We start from the raw sequence: 16,742 nt of genomic DNA on the forward strand, positions 1-16,742 counted from the left end.
CGGCCTTCGCAGCCGCGGCCGCCTCGGCCACGATTCGCTCGGCCAGGGTCGGCTGGGGCGCGGCGTGGCCACCGGAGGGCGGGTTCTGCGCGTCGTCGCCCACGTTCTGCACCTCGGTCACCCGTAGTCCTCTTCGATCGTCACCGGTTGGGCTGGTTGGTCTTCGAGTTCGCCGATCCAGCTGATCGACAGCGGGCCCAGCGGGTCGGGCTGGTCGAACTCGATGGTCTTGCCGCGGTAGAGCTCGAGCAGCGCGAGGAAGCGGGCCACGATCTGGATCGGGTGCTCGCAGTCGGCGCAGAGTTCGTGGAAGGTCGTCCAGCCGCCCGCGCCCGCGTTCTTGAGCATCTCCAGCACCAGGGCGGCCTGTTCGGCGATCGAGATGGTGTGGGCGTGGATGTGATCCAGCCCCACCCGCGGTTTCGGACGCGGCCGGAACACCGTGGCGGCGACCTCCGCGAATCCCGCGGCGTCCACCCCCAGCGTAACTTCCGGCAGCAGCGCCAGATACCGCTCCTCGAGCGAGACCGCCCGCGGATAGCGTTGCAGCGCCGCCGCCTCCAGCTCCCCGAGCAGCTCCGCCACCTGCTTGAAGGCCCGGTACTGCAGCAGCCGGGCGAACAGCAGGTCGCGCGCCTCCAGCAATTCCAGGTCGTCCTCGTCGGACACCTCGCCCGAGGGCAGCAGCCGGGCCGCCTTCAGATCCAGCAGGGTGGCCGCGATGAGCAGGAATTCGGTGGTCTGATCCAGCACCTTGTCCGCGCGCAGGCCCTGCACCTCGGACAATCGGGCGGTGAGCGCCTTGGTGTGGGCGATGAATTCGTCGGTCACCTTGTGCAGCGCGATCTCGGTGACGTCCAGGCGCCGGGAGCTGATCAGCTGCAGCAGCAGGTCGAAGGGGCCCTCGAAGTTGGCCAGCTTCAGATGAAACTTGCCCGCTTTGCCCGAATCATCCGATGCGGCGACAGCGGCTGCCGCCGTGACAGGCCCGGCCGCATCGTCACCGACTGCGTCCGCATCGGCCGCGGCATCCTCGGCAACGTTCTCATCCGTGCCGACAGTGTCCTCACCAGCACCGGCATGGTCCTCACCAGCGCCGACGATGTCGCTCAGCACCGCCGACCCGTCCCCGGGCATGCTGATATCCGGGTCCGCCGGGTCGTGCGCGGACTCCGGGTCGAAAGGATCGCTCAACGGCCCGACCGCTGGATGACTTCCCGGGCCATGGCCCGATAGGCTTCCGCGCCACCGGATTTCGGCGCCCACGTGGTGATGGGCTCACCCGCGACGCTGGCGTCGGGGAAGCGGACGGTCCGCGAGATCACGGTGTCGTACACGAGGTCGCCGAACACCTCGACCACGCGCGTCATGACCTGGCGCGAATGCAATAGGCGGGCATCGAACATGGTGACCACGATGCCGTACAGGGTCAGCTCCGGATTCAGCCGGTCCCGCACCTTCTCCACGGTGTCGTTGAGCAGGGCCAGTCCGCGCAGCGAGAAGTACTCGCATTCCATCGGGATGATGACGCCGTCGGCGCAGGCCAGGGCGTTCACGGTGAGCAGGCCCAGCGACGGCTGGCAGTCGATGAGGATGTAGTCGTAGCGGTCGCGCAGCGGCGCCAGGGCGCGACCCAGGGTCTGTTCGCGGCCGACCTCGTTGACCAGCTGGATCTCCGCGGCCGAGAGGTCGATATTGCTGGGCAGCAGATCCATGCCGTCGACTTTGGTGTTCATCAACACGTCGTCGGGATTCACCTTGCCGGGTCCGACGAGCAGGTTGTGCACGGTGACGTTCAGATCGTGGTGCGCCACACCGAGTCCCGCCGACAGCGCGCCCTGCGGGTCCAGGTCCACCAGCAGCACCTTGCGCCCGTATTCCGCCAGCGCCGCACCGAGATTGATGGTCGAGGTGGTCTTGCCGACGCCGCCCTTCTGATTACACATGGCGACGATCAGCGCGGGGCCGGTGTGGTCCGCTTCGGCCGGTTCGGGGATCTCGCGCAGCGGGCGTCCGGTGGGACCGACCTCTTTGCCGTCGGACACCACATCGGGTGCCTCCCACAGTGTTTGCGCGGCGGTTTCGATCCGCTGGCCCGCACCACCGGTAGTCGTCACGTCCGCTGCTCCTTCGACGTTCCTGCCCTTGCCCCGCCCACCGGCCTGGAATGGACGACGCACCCGGCCGCGTGTGCGATCGGGTTCCTCCTAGACGCTACCGCCTGTTCGCGCGAGACCAACGTTCGGACACGCACCCTAAACCTGCACTTCAGACCCGGTACGGACGCCCGAGCCGGGCCGAGGACCGGTCCGGGACGTCTCGTTGCACTGTGGCACAGCAGGTTACGGGTTCAGGGTCATGTTCCGCGCCCGAAGCAGCGGATAAACCGGAATCGGCGGAATTGGAGGATACGAGTATGGCGCAACTGCGCCGCGAGCCCGGGCGGCGGAGTCCCTTCGAGGACAGCGGCTTCCGGGAGCCGCGCGGCATTCTCACCGCGCGCGCGGGTGCGCGGTCGCCCAGACCTCGTGCAGCGTGCCGACCGTGACCAGGGTGTAGATCTGCGTGGTGGTCACCGAGGCGTGGCCCAGCAATTCCTGCACGACCCGGACATCCGCGCCGCCGTCGAGCAGATGGGTCGCGAACGAGTGGCGCAGGGTGTGCGGCGACACCTGCGCGGCGATGCCGGCTCGTTCGGCCGCGGATTGCAGGACCTGCCAAGCGGTCTGGCGGGACAGCCGGCCGCCGCGATGGTTGAGGAACAGGGCGCTGTTGCCGCGGCCGCGCGCGGACAGGTCGGGGCGGCCGCGGACCAGGTAGTTGTCCAGCGCGGCCAGGGCGGGACGGCCGATCGGGACCATGCGCTGCTTGCCGCCCTTGCCGCGCAGCACGACCGCGCGCTCGGCGGCGTCGATATCGTCCACATCCAAGCCCACGATTTCGGAGATGCGCGCGCCCGTCGAGTACAGCAACTCCAGCAGTGCCCGATCCCGCAGCCCGCGGGGCCCGTCGGCGAGGTCGCCGCCGGCCGCGTCGAGCAGCCGCGAGATCTGGTCGTAAGGAAGGGCTTTGGGCAGCCGGCGGGCGGGTGTGGGCGGTTTCACCGGATGCGCCACGTCCGCGTCGGTGATCCCCTCCGCCGTGGCGAACCGGTGCAGCCCGCGCACCGCGACCAGGGCCCGCGACGCCGAGGACGCCGCCAGCGCGGGATGCTCGGCGTCACCGGACCGCAGCGACACCATATAGTCGGCGATGTCCGATTCGGCCACGCGCGCAAGCGTTTCCACCCCGCGCTCGGTCAGGAAGTGCCGGTAGCGGCCCAGATCCCGGCGGTAAGCGCTGAGCGTGTTGCGCGCGGCGCCGCGCTCGACCGCCAGATGGTCGAGGTACGCGTCGATCTGCCGCTTCAGCACGGCTCACATCATGGCAGCAGCCACCGACGAACTCCGTCAGCCAAACCCTGGCAAACAGAACAAGTTTCCCAATCGGGACTTACCGCGCAGCCACACTCGACGTGCCGCGCAGCCGAACTCAGTGGGCGGCCGACCCTCCCCGCGCCTTGCGGTCCAGGAAGGCCGTCGGCATGCCGGGCCACGGCGCGTCGGCCGGCCGCAGCTGGGCCCCGGTAGCGCGCGCCGTCATCAGCGCGGTGACCCCGGCGACCGCGGTGGCATTGGTGATCTCCCCGGCCAGCGCCGCTCGCACCGCTTCGGCCAAGGGCATGCGCAGCAGTTGGAGGTCGGCCTCCTCCATTTCCGGGTCGGGCCGGTCGGTTTCGTACAGCCCGGTGGCGAGGTACACCCGCAGCGCCTCATCGGTGAACCCCGGCGACAGCGCCACATCCACCAGCACCGCCCATTCCCGCGCCGCCAGCCCCGTCTCCTCGGCCAGCTCCCGCTTGGCCGCTTCCAGCGGATCCTCCCCCTGCTGGTCCAGCAACCCCGCCGGCAACTCCAGCAGCCGCCGTCCGATCGGATGCCGATACTGATTGATCAGCACCAGATTCTCGTCCTCGTCCAGCGCCGCCACCGCGACCGCCGCATGATGCTCGATCACCTCCCGCTCGGCCACCTTCCCGCCGGGCATGACCACCTGGTCCAGCCGCAGCGCCAGAATCGCCCCCGAATACACGGCGCGACTGGACAGAACATCGAATTCGTGTGAACCGGGAACCGGACCGGAGGACGTCATCAGAGAACCGTAGCGCGAATCGCCGTGCGGCCCGCGACAGCGCTAGCCCGTCGTGGGCAGGTGCCGACATGCGAAACCGCCCAGCGCGCTCGGCGCTCGGGCGGTTTCGGGCTGTCGGCCTCGGCGGAGAACTACTTGGCGACCTTCTCCGCTTCCGGCGCGGGGGCCTCGGCCGGGATCTCGACCGGGAGGCGTTCGGCCGCCTTGTAATCCAGCGCCGCCGAGATGAGCGCCGCGAAGAGCGGGTGCGGGCGGGTCGGGCGGGACTTGAGTTCCGGGTGCGCCTGGGTGGCGACCAGGAACGGGTGCTGGGTCTGCGGGTACTCCACGAACTCGACCAGGTGGCCGTTCGGGGAGGTGCCGCTGAACGTCAGGCCGCTCTTGGCGATCTTGTCGCGGAAGGTGTTGTTGACCTCGTAGCGGTGGCGGTGCCGCTCGGAGACCTCGGTCTCGCCGTAGGCCTGCGCGACCAGCGAATCCTGCTGCAGCACAGCCGGATACGCGCCCAGGCGCATGGTGCCGCCCAGGTCGGCCTCACCGGCCACGATCTGTTCCTGATCGGCCATGGTCGAGATGACGGGGTACTTGGTGTCGGGCTCGAACTCCGCGGAGTTGGCGTCCTTCATACCCACCGAGCGCGCCGCCTCGATGACCACGCACTGCAGGCCCAGGCACAGGCCCAGCAGCGGAATCTTGTGCTCGCGGGCGAAGCGGATCGCGCCCACCTTGCCCTCGATGCCGCGGATGCCGAAGCCGCCGGGGATCAGGATGGCGTCGACGTCGGCCAGGTGCGAGCGGGCGCCGGCCTCGGTCTCGCACTCGTCGGACTGCACCCAGCGGATGTTCACCTTGGCCCGCGAGGCGAAACCGCCCGCGCGCAGCGCCTCGGTGACCGACAGGTAGGCGTCCGGCAGGTCCACGTACTTGCCGACCAGCGCGACGGTGACCTCTTCGCGCGGGTTGTGCACGCGGTCCAGCAGATCGCCCCAGACCGTCCAGTCCACGTCGCGGAAGGGCAGCCCGAGCTTGCGGACCACGTACGCGTCCAAGCCCTCCCGGTGCAGCACCTTCGGAATGTCGTAGATCGACGGCGCGTCCGGCGTCGAGATGCAGGCGTCCACATCCACGTCGCACATGAGCGCGATCTTGTTCTTCAGCGGCTGCGGCACGTCGCGGTCGCAGCGCAGGATCAGCGCGTCGGGCTGGATACCGATATTGCGCAGCGCCGCCACCGAGTGCTGGGTCGGCTTGGTCTTGAGCTCGCCCGAGGGGCCCAGGTAGGGCACCAGCGTGACATGCAGGAAGAAGCAGTTGTCGCGACCCACCTCGTGGCGGATCTGGCGCGCCGCCTCGAGGAACGGCTGCGACTCGATATCGCCGACGGTGCCACCGATCTCGGTGATCACCACATCGGGCGCCTGCCCGTGCAGATCCGGACCGGTCATCGCGAGGATGCGGCTCTTGATCTCGTCGGTGATGTGCGGGATCACCTGCACGGTGTCGCCGAGGTACTCGCCGCGACGCTCCTTGGCGATCACCTTCGAGTACACCTGGCCGGTGGTGACATTGGCGTCCCCGGACAGATCGCGGTCCAGGAACCGTTCGTAGTGGCCGACGTCGAGGTCCGTCTCCGCGCCGTCCTCGGTCACGAACACCTCACCGTGCTGGAAGGGGTTCATGGTGCCGGGATCGACGTTCAGGTACGGATCCAGCTTCTGCATGGTGACGCGCAAACCGCGCGACGTCAGCAGCTGACCGAGGCTGGAGGCGGTCAGACCCTTGCCGAGTGAAGAGGCGACACCGCCGCTGACGAAGATGTGTTTCGTGGCCGCGCGCGCCGGAATCCGTGAATTACCCACGGGTCTTCACGGTAACACGGATTGCGGAGGCTGATCGCATGCCACGCGTGTTCGGTTGCCCGCGATTGGCTCGATTCCGCGTGTCGCGGGCAACCTTTCCGGTGCTCGGCGTCGACTTTGCGTTCACGGCGGTCAGTGCGGCATGGCGGCGACTGTGAGCGAGGTCGCCTTCGCGCCGGTGCCGTAACGACCGGTACCGCCGTTCAGCTGCTCGGTCAGCCCGAGCACGGTGGTGATCCGACCGATCTCGCGATCGGCGTTGTCGACGGTGGTGACCGCGGCCAGCCCGAGCTCGGAACGGGCCACCGCGATGGCGCCCGGCCCCTCGGCGGCCCCGTAGCGACCCGCCAGCACCACGCCGGCGCTGTGGGACCGCAGCCCGCCCGCGAATCGGGCGATGATGGTGCCCCGGTTGTTCTCCTCGGCCCGCGCGCCGTCGCCGGTGACCACGACGGCCAGTTGCGCGGGCTGTACGTCGCCGGCGGGGGTCAGGAAGCCGCCGCCGCGCAGCGTCTCGAGGGCGAGGCCGCGCTCCTGCTGGGTGCCGCGCGGCTGCCCGGTGCCGGGATCGAGGAGCAGTACCTGTCCGAGCAGATCGCCCGCGAGGCTGCCCTGATCGACGGCGTCGACCTTCAGTTGAGCGCCCGCGGGCACCATGTTCACCAGCGCGGTGCGCAGCCGATCGCCTTCGGAGGAGTCGGTGAACGCGCCGCTGAGGCCGACGCGGCCGGTGACCGCGGCCCCGGCGGTGGTGAGCGCGGCGCTGACCGCGTCGACGTCGCCGCTTTCGGCGTCGGGTGTGGTGAAGATGAGAACCGACCGGTTGGCCAGAGCCCCGGTCAGCAATTTGCCGGCCGCACCGGACAGGAAGGCGTCGGCCGCCTTCACCTGTTCGTTCAGCCGTCCGTTCTCGGCTCGCAGGTCACCGACCTGCTGCCGCTCGCCCGTGCCGGAGAACAACCCGTTGCCTTGCGTCCGGGTGCCCAGCACCACGCCCACCGCCAGGGCCAGGAATACCGCGGCGATCGAAATCGCGTGGTGGCGAAAAGAAATCATCGGTCCCCTACTTTTGCCGGTCCAATAGCCGCTCCACCCAGTGCCAGCCGCGATCCCAGGTGTCGGACATCCAGGTCACCGCTTCCCCGCCCATATGCGTGGCCAGCACCGCGACCACCAGGGCCACCAGCGCGGCCAGCACCACCAGCGCGATCGCCCAGCCCGAACCCCGGTGCCGGTACAGCGAGGCCACGGCCTTGGCGTCCATGAGCTTGGTGCCCATCTTGAGCCGGGTCAGGAAGGTCGCCGGATTGGAGTCGCGGCGGCCGCGGTCGAAGAAGTCGTCCAGCGATGCCGCCGCGCCGACGGTCACGATCAGCGACGCGCCGTGATGGTCGGCCAGCAGCAGCGCCAGGTCCGACGGCGCGCCCGAGGACGGGAAGGTGGTCGCGCCGATGCCCAGATCCTGGATGCGCTCGAGCCCCTTGGCGTGGCCGTCGGTGTCGGCGGGCAGGATCACCTCCGCGCCGCACTTGAGCGTGGTGGCGGTGATCTCCTCCGGATCGCCGACGATCAGGTCGGGGCGATACCCGTGGCGGGTCAGGGTGTCCGCGCCGCGGCCCACGCCGATCAGGATCGGGGCGTACTCCTTGATGAACGGCTTGATGCGCTTGAGGTCCTCGATGTGCTCGGGACCGTCGGCCACCACCACGACATGCCGCTTCTTCATCTCGACCTCGACATCGGGCACGCCGATGCCGTCGATGAGCAAGGAGGACTCGGTGCGGATGAACTCTATGGTGTTGCCGGAGAACGCTTCCAGGTGGTCGGCGAGCCCGTTGCGGGCCTCGATCATGCGCTCGGCGATGGTCTCGTCGGTGAGTTCGATGCCCTCCACGAGGGCCTCGGGCTCCTTCTTCGACAGCTTGTCGGCGTAGACGACGGCGCCCTCGACGCGCACCTTGGCGCCATCCTTGATCTTCTTGAACACGTCCGAGCTGACCGCGTCCAGCAACTGAATGCCGTTGGCCACCAGCACTTCCGGGCCCAGGTTCGGGTAGCGCCCGGAGATCGAGGGCGAGGCGTTGACCACCACCGCGACCTGGGCCTCGACCAGCCGGTCGGCGGTGAGCCGGTCGAGGTCGCACTCGTCGAGGACGACCACATCCCCCGGGCCCACGCGCTGCAGCAAACGCCTGGTGTTGCGGTCCACCCGGGCCATCCCGGTCAGACCCGGCAGCGTTTCGGTATTGCGCGACAGCAGGCCCATCATCTTCATAGCGACCGATGATCACCCCAAACTCTCAACCCATGGTGGAGGCGCGCCGGTCAGCATCATCATTCGATCGCCGAAATGTTGCTCGAGTCCCGGCAGCCGCAGGTTGTCCGGTTCGCGGCTATCTTCTTACCGGCCGGTAAGGATATGCTCCGAGCACCGGCACGAAAGGAGACAATGCCGTCATGGCCAGCACCACGGTCGACACCGTCATTCCCGCCCCCCGCGACGTCGTGTACAAACTCTTCTCCGAGCGCGACAGCCTCAATCCCTTTCTGCCCATCAAGATCTCGCTGAAGAAGCCGGGCATCGGCAGCCCGTCCGGCGTCGGCGCCCAGTACCAGCTCGGCATCGCCGGCATCGGCCCGACCGAGGAGACCACCGAGCTCGTCCCCGGTGAGCGCATGGTCTACCGCGTCATCGCGGGCGCCCCGGTCAAGCGGCACGTCGGCACCATCGCCTTCTCCGACGCGCCCGGCGGCACCCGGGTCGTCTACACCATGGAATCCGAGCCGAGCCTCCCGCTCCCCGCCCAGATCCTCGAACCCGGCCTGCGCGCCCTCACCAACGCCCTCATCGGCGGCGTGCGCAAGGCCGTCAAGTAGGACACCGCTCGTCAGACGCGGTCAGCGCACGACAAGAAACCGGCCGGACCCCAACGGGGCCCGGCCGGTTCGTCGTCGCGGGGAGCGGTCCTACGCGCCGGAGGCGGCCGCGCCGACCTTCTCGGCGTGCGCGGTGGTGAGCAGCTCCCAGGCGTGCGCCCGGCCGGTTTCGGTATCGCCCATGCCCGCCAGCATGCGGGCCAGCTCCACCACCCGCTCGTCCTGGGTCAAGGCCTTCACGCCCGATTTCACGGCTTGGCCGTCGTCGAGCTTGTCGACCACCAGATGGGTGTCGGCGAACGCCGCCACCTGCGGCAGGTGGGTGACCACGATGACCTGATGGGTGCGGGCCAATTGCGCCAGGCGGCGGCCGATCTCGACGGCCGCACGGCCACCGACACCGGCGTCGACCTCGTCGAACACCATGGTGGTGCCGTGCTCGGAACTGGCCAGCACCACTTCCAGCGCCAGCATGATGCGCGAGAGCTCACCGCCGGAAGCGCTGCGGCTCAATGGCAGCGGATGCGCGCCGGAATGCGCGGCCAGGCGGAACTCCACTTCGTCGACACCGGTGGACCCGGCGTGCAGTTCCTTGCCGTCGATGACCAGCGGCGCCGAATCCTGCACGCCCGCCAGGATCGGACCGACGCCGACCTCGAGCCGGGCGCGTCCCATGGCCAGCCCGCCCAGTTCGGTACTCACCGCCGCGGCCAGTTTCCCGGCGGCCTTGGCGCGCGCTGCGCTCAGCTTGCGGGCGGTCTCGCGCACCTTCTCCGCGGCGGTCTCGACCTCGGCCGACAGCGCGGCCAGCGCCTCCTCCGACACATCCAGGGACTCCAGGCGGGTGCGCGCCTCGTCGGCCCACTTGATGACGCCGTCGATATCGGGCGCGTACTTGCGGGTCAGCGTCTTCAGCTCGGCCTGCCGGGTGAGCATGGACTCCAGCGCGCCCGGATCCGACGGCAGATCCGACAGGTAGGAACTGAGTTCGGTGGTCAGATCCACGATCACCGAAATCGCCTCGCCCAGGCGGGGACCCAGCTCGGACAGCTTGGGATCGTCGGACGCCTCGATGCGAGCGCGCGCGGTGCCCAGCAGATCCAGCGCACCGGAGGACTCGCCCGGCGAATCGGCGGGCCCGGCCAGCGCGTCGTGCGCGGTGGAGGCCGCCTCGCGCAGCGAATCCAGATCCGAGAGCCGGCGCACCTCCCCGACCAGCTGCTCGTCCTCGCCGGGTTCGGGTGCGATGGCGTCGATCTCGGCCAGCGACTGGGTCAGATGATCGGCCTCGAGGGCCAGCTCCCGGCTGCGCGCGGTGCGTTCCAGCAGCTGATTGCGCTTGTCCAGCCAGGCCTTTCGGGCCTTCTGGTATTTGGTCAGCAGCGGCGCGACGGTGTCGGAGGCGAACTGGTCCAGCGCGTGCAACTGCTGATCCGGGCGCTGCAGTCGCAGCTGGTCGTTCTGGCCGTGCACGGTCAGCAGCGGACCGGTGAAATCCGAGAGCACCGAGGCCGGCACGGACCGCCCGCCCAGGTGGGCGCGGGAGCGGCCGTCGCTGCCGACCGTGCGGACGGCGATGATGCTGCCGTCGTCATCGCGTTCGGCCCCGGTGGATTCCAGCACCTCCTCCACCTCGCCGAGGGCGCCGTCGTGCACCTCGTCGACGGTGAAGCGGCCCTCCACCACCGCTCGCGAAGCCCCCAGGCGCACCCGGCCCGCGTCGGCGCGGGCGCCGCTGAGCAAATGCAGGCTCGTCACCACCATCGTCTTGCCCGCACCGGTCTCACCGGTCAAAACGGTCAAACCTTCGTGGAATTGTGCGGTGGCGGTGGAAATTACGCCCAGCCCGTCAATCCTGATCTCTGTCAGCACTCGTGCTCTCCGTCCGCTGTCGGCCTCTCCAGCCTGTCACGGGCAACTGGAATTTGCGCACCATCCGATCGGCGAACGGCGCGGAATCGAGCCGAACCCACCGCACCGGTTCGGTCCCGCGGACCGTCTCGACCCGGCCGCCCCGCGGCAATGCGAGGGTGCGTCGGCCGTCGAGAAAAACAATCGCGTCGTGTCCGGTCGCCACCGTCTCCACCGCGATCAGCGAATCCGGGCTGGTCACCAGGGGCCGCGCGAACAGAGCGTGGGCATTGGACGGAATCACCAGCAGCGCTTCGAGTTCCGGCCACACCACCGGACCGCCCGCCGAGAAGGCGTAGGCGGTGGACCCGGTCGGCGTGGCGATGAGCACACCGTCGCAGCCGAACGCCGACACCGGGCGGCCGTCGACCTCGAGGACCACCTCCAGCACGCCCATGCGGGCGGCGTTCTCGATGCTGGCCTCGTTCAGCGCCCAGCCGCGTTCCACCACCGTGTCGTCGACGCGCACGGAGACGTCGATGGTCATCCGTTCCTCGACGGTGTAGTCGCGCCGCACCACCTGCGAGAGCGCCTCGTCGAGGTGTTCGGCCTCGGCTTCGGTGAGAAAACCGATGCGGCCCAGGTTGATTCCGAGCACCGGCACCGACGCGGCGCGCGCGAGTTCGGCGGCGCGCAGGAACGTGCCGTCGCCGCCGAGCGCGAGCACCATCTCGGTGCCGACCGCGGCCACCAGGTCGTGCGTCATCACCCGCATCGGGTAGCCGTTGGAGGCGCCGTCGTCATCGACGTCGAAGCGGGTGCTGTAGGCCTCGTCCTCGAGCACCCGCAGCCCGATTCCGGCTCCGCACAGGATCTTCGCGACCCGATGCGCGGTATCGGTGATCTCCGGGCGTCCCGGATGCGCGACCAGCAGCACTTCCCTGGCCGGGCTCGCCGCGTTCACTGTGGACCCTCCTGCACCGCACGCTCGATCAGCGCCGCCACACGCGCCGCCTCGTCAGCATCGTAGGCGGCCGCACCGACGCCCGCGCCCGCGCCGGTCGCCACCGGTTCGGCCGCGTCGGGCCGGGCCGGCGCGGACTCCTTGCGCAGCCACAGGAAATACTCCACGTTCCCGGACGGACCGGGCAGCGGGCTGGCCGTCACGCCGCGCGTGCGCAAACCGAGTGCGGCCGCCGCGGCGGCGACTTCGCGCACCACCTCGGCGCGCAACGCCGGATCCCGCACCACGCCACCGGAACCCACCCGCTCCTTGCCCACCTCGAACTGCGGTTTCACCATCGGCAGCAGATCCGCGCCCGGCGCGCAGCAGGCGGCCAGCGCGGGCAGCACCAGCCCCAGGGAGATGAACGACAGGTCCGCGACCACCAGTTCGACGGTGCCGCCGATGAGTTCGGGCGTCAGCGCCCGCACATTGGTGCGATCGTGCACCTGGACGCGATCGTCGTTCTGCAGCCGCCAGATCAGCTGGCCGTAGCCGACATCGGCGGCCACCACCTCTTTCGCGCCCTTGGTCAGCAGCACATCGGTGAAACCGCCGGTGGACGCGCCCGCGTCCAGGCAGCGTTTGCCGTCCACCGACACGCCCTGCGGCTCGAACGCCTCGAGCGCGCCCAGCAACTTGTGCGCACCCCGCGAGGCCCACTGCACCTCGTCGGGCTGCTCCCGCACCAGCAGGGGGGTGCTCGTTTCGACTCCGGTCGCCGGTTTGGTGGCGACCGACCCATTGATCAGGACGCGGCCCGCGTTGATCAGCTCGACCGCGTGTTCCCGCGACCGCGCCAATCCGCGGCGAACCAGTTCCGCGTCCACCCGCGCGCGCCTGGCCACCTCAGATCTTGTCCACCGTGGCCAGCGCCTGCACCAGCACCTCGTGCGCCTGCTCCAGAATCTTGGCGCGGCGCACGATATCGGTGCCCTCCGAGTGCACGCTCGGCGCGCCCGGGAAGCCCGGATTCGGCGCGCCCGCCGACAATTCGGCCAGCAGCGCGTCCACCTCGGTCCGGACCCGATCCGGGTCGGCGAACTCCTGATTCGCGCCCGCCAGATGCTGTCCCGGCAGCGGCGCGCCCGGACGGGGCCCCGGCATACCGGGGTGTCCTCCGGGCGTGCCGGGGTGTTGTCCCGGCGCGGGAATCGGCGGTCGAGGCGTGGGCATAGTCATCGTGGCGATAACGCTACCCGAACCCGCATTCGAACACACGTACCCCGCCGCATCCCGATCCCCCCGCCGACCGGGGCGGCCCCGCCGACCACCGGGCTTACCCCACGCGCTCGCGCGTGTTGCCCGGAAAACCCGTCGCGGGCAGCTGCCGAGATGAGGCGAATGGACAGCGACTTCGAGGAACTGATCGCCGAGACCGCCGTGTTCCCGCCGACCATGGTCGCCACCGAATCGTGGCCGCCGAATCCGGCCGAGGCGACCCCGCTGTTGCATCCACGCGGCGCGGTGGTGGTCGCCGGGCCGGACGAACCACCGCGCTGCCGTTCGACCGCCGCCGCCTTCGACCTGGTGACGAGTAGCCATCCCGCCACCGTCTGGTGGAGCGAGATCGCGCGGGTGCTCGAACCCGGCGGCTACTGACGGACGGCCCCTTCGACGCGTATTCGGCGCTTACCTTGTTCGAGGCGCGAAAACCGTTGTGAGGCCTTACTCCTAGCGCTGGATGGATCGGATCGTGATCGCGCGGCCGGGCGCCTTGGCCAGACGGTCGGCGATCGCCTCGTCGATATCGCCCTCGCCCGGTACCACCGGATCGAGATCGGCGACCGGCTGGTTCAGGGCGTCCAGGGATTCGGCGACATAGGTCGGCATGCGATCGGCGGGCTGGTTACGCAGATCCTCGAGCGTGCTCACGCCGGTGAGGACCAGGAACGACGCCAGGCCGGTGGCGTGGGCGCCGTCGATATCGGTGTCGAGCCGGTCGCCGACCACCAGCGCGTCACGGGTGCCCGCCCGTTCCAGCGCGTCCTCCATCAGCGGCGCGTACGGCTTGCCCGCCACGATCGGCTCCAGCCCGGACGCGTGCCGCAGCGCCGCGACCATGGACCCGTTGCCCGGCGCCAGGCCGCGTTCGGTGGGCAGCGTGGCGTCGGTGTTGGCGGCCACCCACAGCGCACCCGATCGCAGCGCGTAGGCGGCCTCGGCCAGATCCGGCCAGCCGGTGTGCGGCGAATGGCCCTGCACCACGGCGCTGGGCAGCAGGCCGTCGAAGCGACGGATCGCCTGCAGGCCCACGTTCTCGACCTCCGACATCAGATCGTCGGTGCCGACCACGAGCACGCTGGACCCCGGCGGAATGCGTTGCGCCAGCAGCCGCGCGGCCGCCTGCGCACTGGTCACCACCTCGTCCTCGTGGGCGTCGAAACCCAGCTCGCGCAGATGCAGCGCCACCGCGTCCGCCGAACGGCTGGCATTGTTGGTGACATACATCAGCCGCTGCTCGGGCGCGCCCGCCGACAACGCTTCCGGCGCACCGGGAATCCGCTCGTGGCCGCGGAACAGCGTCCCGTCCAGATCCAGTAGCAAGGCCTCGAACCGGTCCCGCAGTCGCATTACGCCGTCCCTCTCACTGTGCACAGATACAGAAACGACCGTGCGGCTGCGCTGTGGCGCTGCCGCACGGTCGAGTTCACTTGCCGGTCCTCAGTTCTCGGAGCCGTCGGCGGGCGTCGCCGCCTTCTCCGGTCCATCGTCATCGGAATCACGCTCCGCCGCAGCGGAATCCGATTCGTCATCGCCTTCGGCGTCGTCCTCGTCGAAGGCCGCGGTCCAGTCCGCGTCGTCGGCGTCCCCGTCCCCGGAGAGTTCGGCGGCACGTTCCTCGGCGTCGGTCTCACCGTCGTGGTCCGCGGAGGCCGCGTTCATGAACCAGGTCAGGGCCTCGTCCTCGCGACCGGCGGCCAGCAGCGCCTCGGCGTAGGCATAGAACAGCCGCGCCGCGGCCGAACCCGTGCGCGCCGGATCCAGCTCCGAGGTCTGCAGCGTCACCACGGCCTGGTCGAACTGACCCAGATCCATGCGCGCGCCCGCCACCACGATGCGCAGCTCGGTGGCCTCGTCGCCCTGCAGGGCGCGAGCCTCGTCGCTGCGGCCCAGCTCGATGGCGCGCTCCGGACGGCCCAGGCCGCGTTCGCAATCCGCCATCACGGCCAGCAGGCCCGAACCGCCCGACATGCGCCGCGCGGTCCGCAGCTCCGACAGCGCCTCGGCCCATTCACCCGCGTGATAGGCCGCGACACCGGCGGTCTCGCGCACCACCGCGATCCGTCCGGCCCGCTGCCGCGCCGCCCGCGCGTGCTCGAGCGCCAGCTCCGGATCCTCGTCCAGCAGCTGCGCCACCATCACCAGGTGCCGGGCCACCGACTCGGCATTGCTCTTGTCCAGGCTCAGCAGGTCGCGGCGCACCGCGGGCTCGAGATCGGAGGCCTGCACGTCGTCCGGCAGCGCCGGCTCATCGGGACGACCCGACCGGCGCTCACCGGTCCGCCCGCCGCCGACCCGCGCGCCCTCGCCGCCACGGCGACGGTCCTGACCGCCGTCGAACGACCGCTCGCCCGCGCCGCTCCCGGCCCGCTCGACATCCTTACCCTCGGCCGCGGCGTCATCCCGCACGAAGCTCTTACGGTCTTCCCGGGGACCACGATCGCGGTCGAATCCCCGTCCGCCACCACGGTTCTCGCCACCGCGAGTGAACCCGCCCTCACGCCGGTCACCACGATCCCGGTTGAACCCGCCTTCACGACGGTCACCGCCACGGCTGAAGCCGCCCTCGCGACGCTCACCACGGTCGAAGCCACCTTCACGGCGCTCCCCACCACGGAATCCGCCTTCACGACGATCCCCGCCACGGTTGAACCCGCCCTCACGACGATCCCCGCCACGGTCGAATCCGCCCTCACGACGATCCCCGCCACGATGGAAGCCGCCTTCGCGACGCTCACCACGGTCGAAACCGCCCTCGCGACGATCGCCACCACGATTGAAGCCACCCTCACGACGCTCACCGCCGCGGAATCCGCCCTCACGACGGTCACCACCGCGGCTGAAGCCACCTTCGCGACGCTCACCACGATCGAAACCGCCCTCACGACGGTCACCGCCACGATCGAAACCGCCCTCACGACGATCGCCACCACGATTGAAGCCACCCTCGCGACGCTCACCACGGTCGAAGCCACCTTCACGGCGCTCCCCACCGCGGAATCCGCCTTCACGACGGTCACCACCACGGCTGAATCCACCCTCGCGACGGTCACCGCCGCGATTGAAGCCACCCTCGCGACGCTCACCACGGTCGAAGCCACCCTCACGGCGCTCCCCACCGCGGAATCCGCCCTCACGACGGTCACCGCCGCGGTTGAATCCACCCTCGCGGTCGCCACCGCGGTTGAAGCCACCGCGGCCACCGTCGCGGTCGCGGTCGGAGCCGGTGCGGCCCTCACCCCGGTAGCCGCCGCGATCGCGGTCGCCCTCGGAGCGGTTCCAGCCACCGCGCTCATTGTCGCGGCCGCGGTTGAAGCCGCCGCCGCCCTCACGACGCGGACCACCGCCGTACGACGGCCGGCCCTGGTCCCGGCGTCCGCCGTCCTCGCGACGACCGTAGCCGCCCTGTCCGGATCCACCGTCATTGCGGCGGAAGGGTTTGCGGCCGTCGTTCTGCTCCGCCACGGTGATCCCTCTCTGTTCTTGTAGCCTGCGGTACCCGGCCACGGCGCTGGAGAGCGCGTGAGGAGGGCGGGTGGGCGATCCACCTACCCAAATTCAATCACGCGCCCTCGAGCTGCTGCGCAGCACAGGGTGGTAAACGCCGAAAGGGGACCCAAGATTGGGTCCCCTTTCGCGAAGGATGTTCCGGCGGTGTCCTACTCTCCCACACCCTGTCGAGTGCAGTACCATCGGCGCAGGTGGCCTTAGCTTCCGGGTTCGGAATGGGACCGGGC

At 69.9% G+C, this 16,742-nt stretch carries 13 protein-coding genes, 1 rRNA gene and 2 pseudogenes; 2 read left to right on the forward strand and 14 right to left on the reverse strand.

Annotated features, from left to right (window positions below):
- Nucleotides 1-117: 117 nt before the first annotated feature.
- The 7 genes from ACWELJ_RS28070 to steA all read right to left on the reverse strand — a co-directional run bounded on the left by ACWELJ_RS28070 (nucleotide 118) and on the right by steA (nucleotide 8,325).
- Nucleotides 118-1,194, reverse strand: a complete 1,077-nt coding sequence (locus tag ACWELJ_RS28070) for a segregation and condensation protein A (protein ID WP_452369134.1) — start codon at nucleotides 1,192-1,194, stop codon at nucleotides 118-120.
- Nucleotides 1,191-2,087 carry a ParA family protein gene (locus ACWELJ_RS28075; RefSeq protein WP_452369143.1) on the reverse strand — a complete coding sequence of 299 codons (897 nt, stop codon included), beginning with the start codon at nucleotides 2,085-2,087 and terminating at the stop codon, nucleotides 1,191-1,193. Before ACWELJ_RS28075 ends, ACWELJ_RS28070 begins: the two co-directional genes overlap by 4 nt.
- Nucleotides 2,088-2,492: 405 nt before the next feature.
- The gene (gene xerD, locus ACWELJ_RS28080) at nucleotides 2,493-3,413 is read right to left on the reverse strand and encodes a site-specific tyrosine recombinase XerD (protein WP_452369135.1); all 921 of its coding nucleotides are present in this window, start codon (nucleotides 3,411-3,413) and stop codon (nucleotides 2,493-2,495) included.
- 118 nt (nucleotides 3,414-3,531) lie between these two features.
- Complete coding sequence (locus tag ACWELJ_RS28085; RefSeq protein ID WP_452369136.1) at nucleotides 3,532-4,191, reverse strand: NUDIX domain-containing protein; 660 nt, start codon at nucleotides 4,189-4,191, stop codon at nucleotides 3,532-3,534.
- A gap of 131 nt (nucleotides 4,192-4,322) precedes the next feature.
- Nucleotides 4,323-6,050, reverse strand: coding sequence for a CTP synthase (locus ACWELJ_RS28090; protein ID WP_452369137.1), 1,728 nt, complete (start codon nucleotides 6,048-6,050; stop codon nucleotides 4,323-4,325).
- A gap of 132 nt (nucleotides 6,051-6,182) precedes the next feature.
- A complete protein-coding gene (locus ACWELJ_RS28095; protein WP_452369138.1) occupies nucleotides 6,183-7,106 on the reverse strand; it encodes a copper transporter in 924 nt (307 codons plus the stop codon).
- Nucleotides 7,107-7,113: 7 nt separating this feature from the next.
- A complete protein-coding gene (gene steA / locus ACWELJ_RS28100) occupies nucleotides 7,114-8,325 on the reverse strand; it encodes a putative cytokinetic ring protein SteA (RefSeq protein ID WP_452369139.1) in 1,212 nt (403 codons plus the stop codon).
- 182 nt (nucleotides 8,326-8,507) lie between these two features.
- Here steA and ACWELJ_RS28105 point away from each other — a divergent pair, with 182 nt between their 5' ends.
- Nucleotides 8,508-8,927, forward strand: coding sequence for an SRPBCC family protein (locus ACWELJ_RS28105; RefSeq protein WP_357287026.1), 420 nt, complete (start codon nucleotides 8,508-8,510; stop codon nucleotides 8,925-8,927).
- A gap of 90 nt (nucleotides 8,928-9,017) precedes the next feature.
- Here the strand turns inward: ACWELJ_RS28105 and recN are convergent, their stop codons facing one another.
- The 4 genes from recN to ACWELJ_RS28125 are packed head-to-tail and all read right to left on the reverse strand — an operon-like array spanning nucleotide 9,018 to nucleotide 12,888.
- Nucleotides 9,018-10,799: a DNA repair protein RecN gene (gene recN / locus ACWELJ_RS28110; RefSeq protein WP_452369140.1), complete on the reverse strand. Its 1,782-nt coding sequence runs from the start codon at nucleotides 10,797-10,799 to the stop codon at nucleotides 9,018-9,020.
- Nucleotides 10,777-11,742: an NAD kinase gene (locus tag ACWELJ_RS28115; protein ID WP_357095744.1), complete on the reverse strand. Its 966-nt coding sequence runs from the start codon at nucleotides 11,740-11,742 to the stop codon at nucleotides 10,777-10,779. Before ACWELJ_RS28115 ends, recN begins: the two co-directional genes overlap by 23 nt.
- Nucleotides 11,739-12,629 (reverse strand): TlyA family RNA methyltransferase, encoded by an 891-nt coding sequence (locus ACWELJ_RS28120; protein WP_452369141.1) that lies wholly within the window; start codon nucleotides 12,627-12,629, stop codon nucleotides 11,739-11,741. The genes ACWELJ_RS28115 and ACWELJ_RS28120 overlap by 4 nt, the downstream gene beginning before the upstream one ends.
- Before the next feature lies 1 nt (nucleotide 12,630).
- Entirely contained in the window at nucleotides 12,631-12,888 is a 258-nt protein-coding gene (locus tag ACWELJ_RS28125; protein WP_357095750.1) for a hypothetical protein, read from the reverse strand.
- A gap of 255 nt (nucleotides 12,889-13,143) precedes the next feature.
- Here ACWELJ_RS28125 and ACWELJ_RS28130 point away from each other — a divergent pair.
- Nucleotides 13,144-13,377 (forward strand): annotated as a pseudogene (locus ACWELJ_RS28130) (SAM-dependent methyltransferase); the annotation flags it as partial.
- A gap of 78 nt (nucleotides 13,378-13,455) precedes the next feature.
- Here the strand turns inward: ACWELJ_RS28130 and ACWELJ_RS28135 are convergent.
- The 3 genes and pseudogenes from ACWELJ_RS28135 to rrf all read right to left on the reverse strand — a co-directional run.
- On the reverse strand, nucleotides 13,456-14,355 hold the full coding sequence (locus tag ACWELJ_RS28135) for an HAD-IIA family hydrolase (RefSeq protein WP_452369142.1): 900 nt from the start codon (nucleotides 14,353-14,355) through the stop codon (nucleotides 13,456-13,458).
- A 234-nt stretch (nucleotides 14,356-14,589) separates the two neighbouring features.
- Nucleotides 14,590-15,591, reverse strand: a pseudogene (locus ACWELJ_RS28140) (hypothetical protein); the annotation flags it as partial.
- 1,060 nt (nucleotides 15,592-16,651) lie between these two features.
- Nucleotides 16,652-16,742, reverse strand: a 5S ribosomal RNA gene (gene rrf, locus ACWELJ_RS28145); the annotation flags it as partial.

Source organism: Nocardia sp. NPDC004582, from assembly GCF_053602115.1.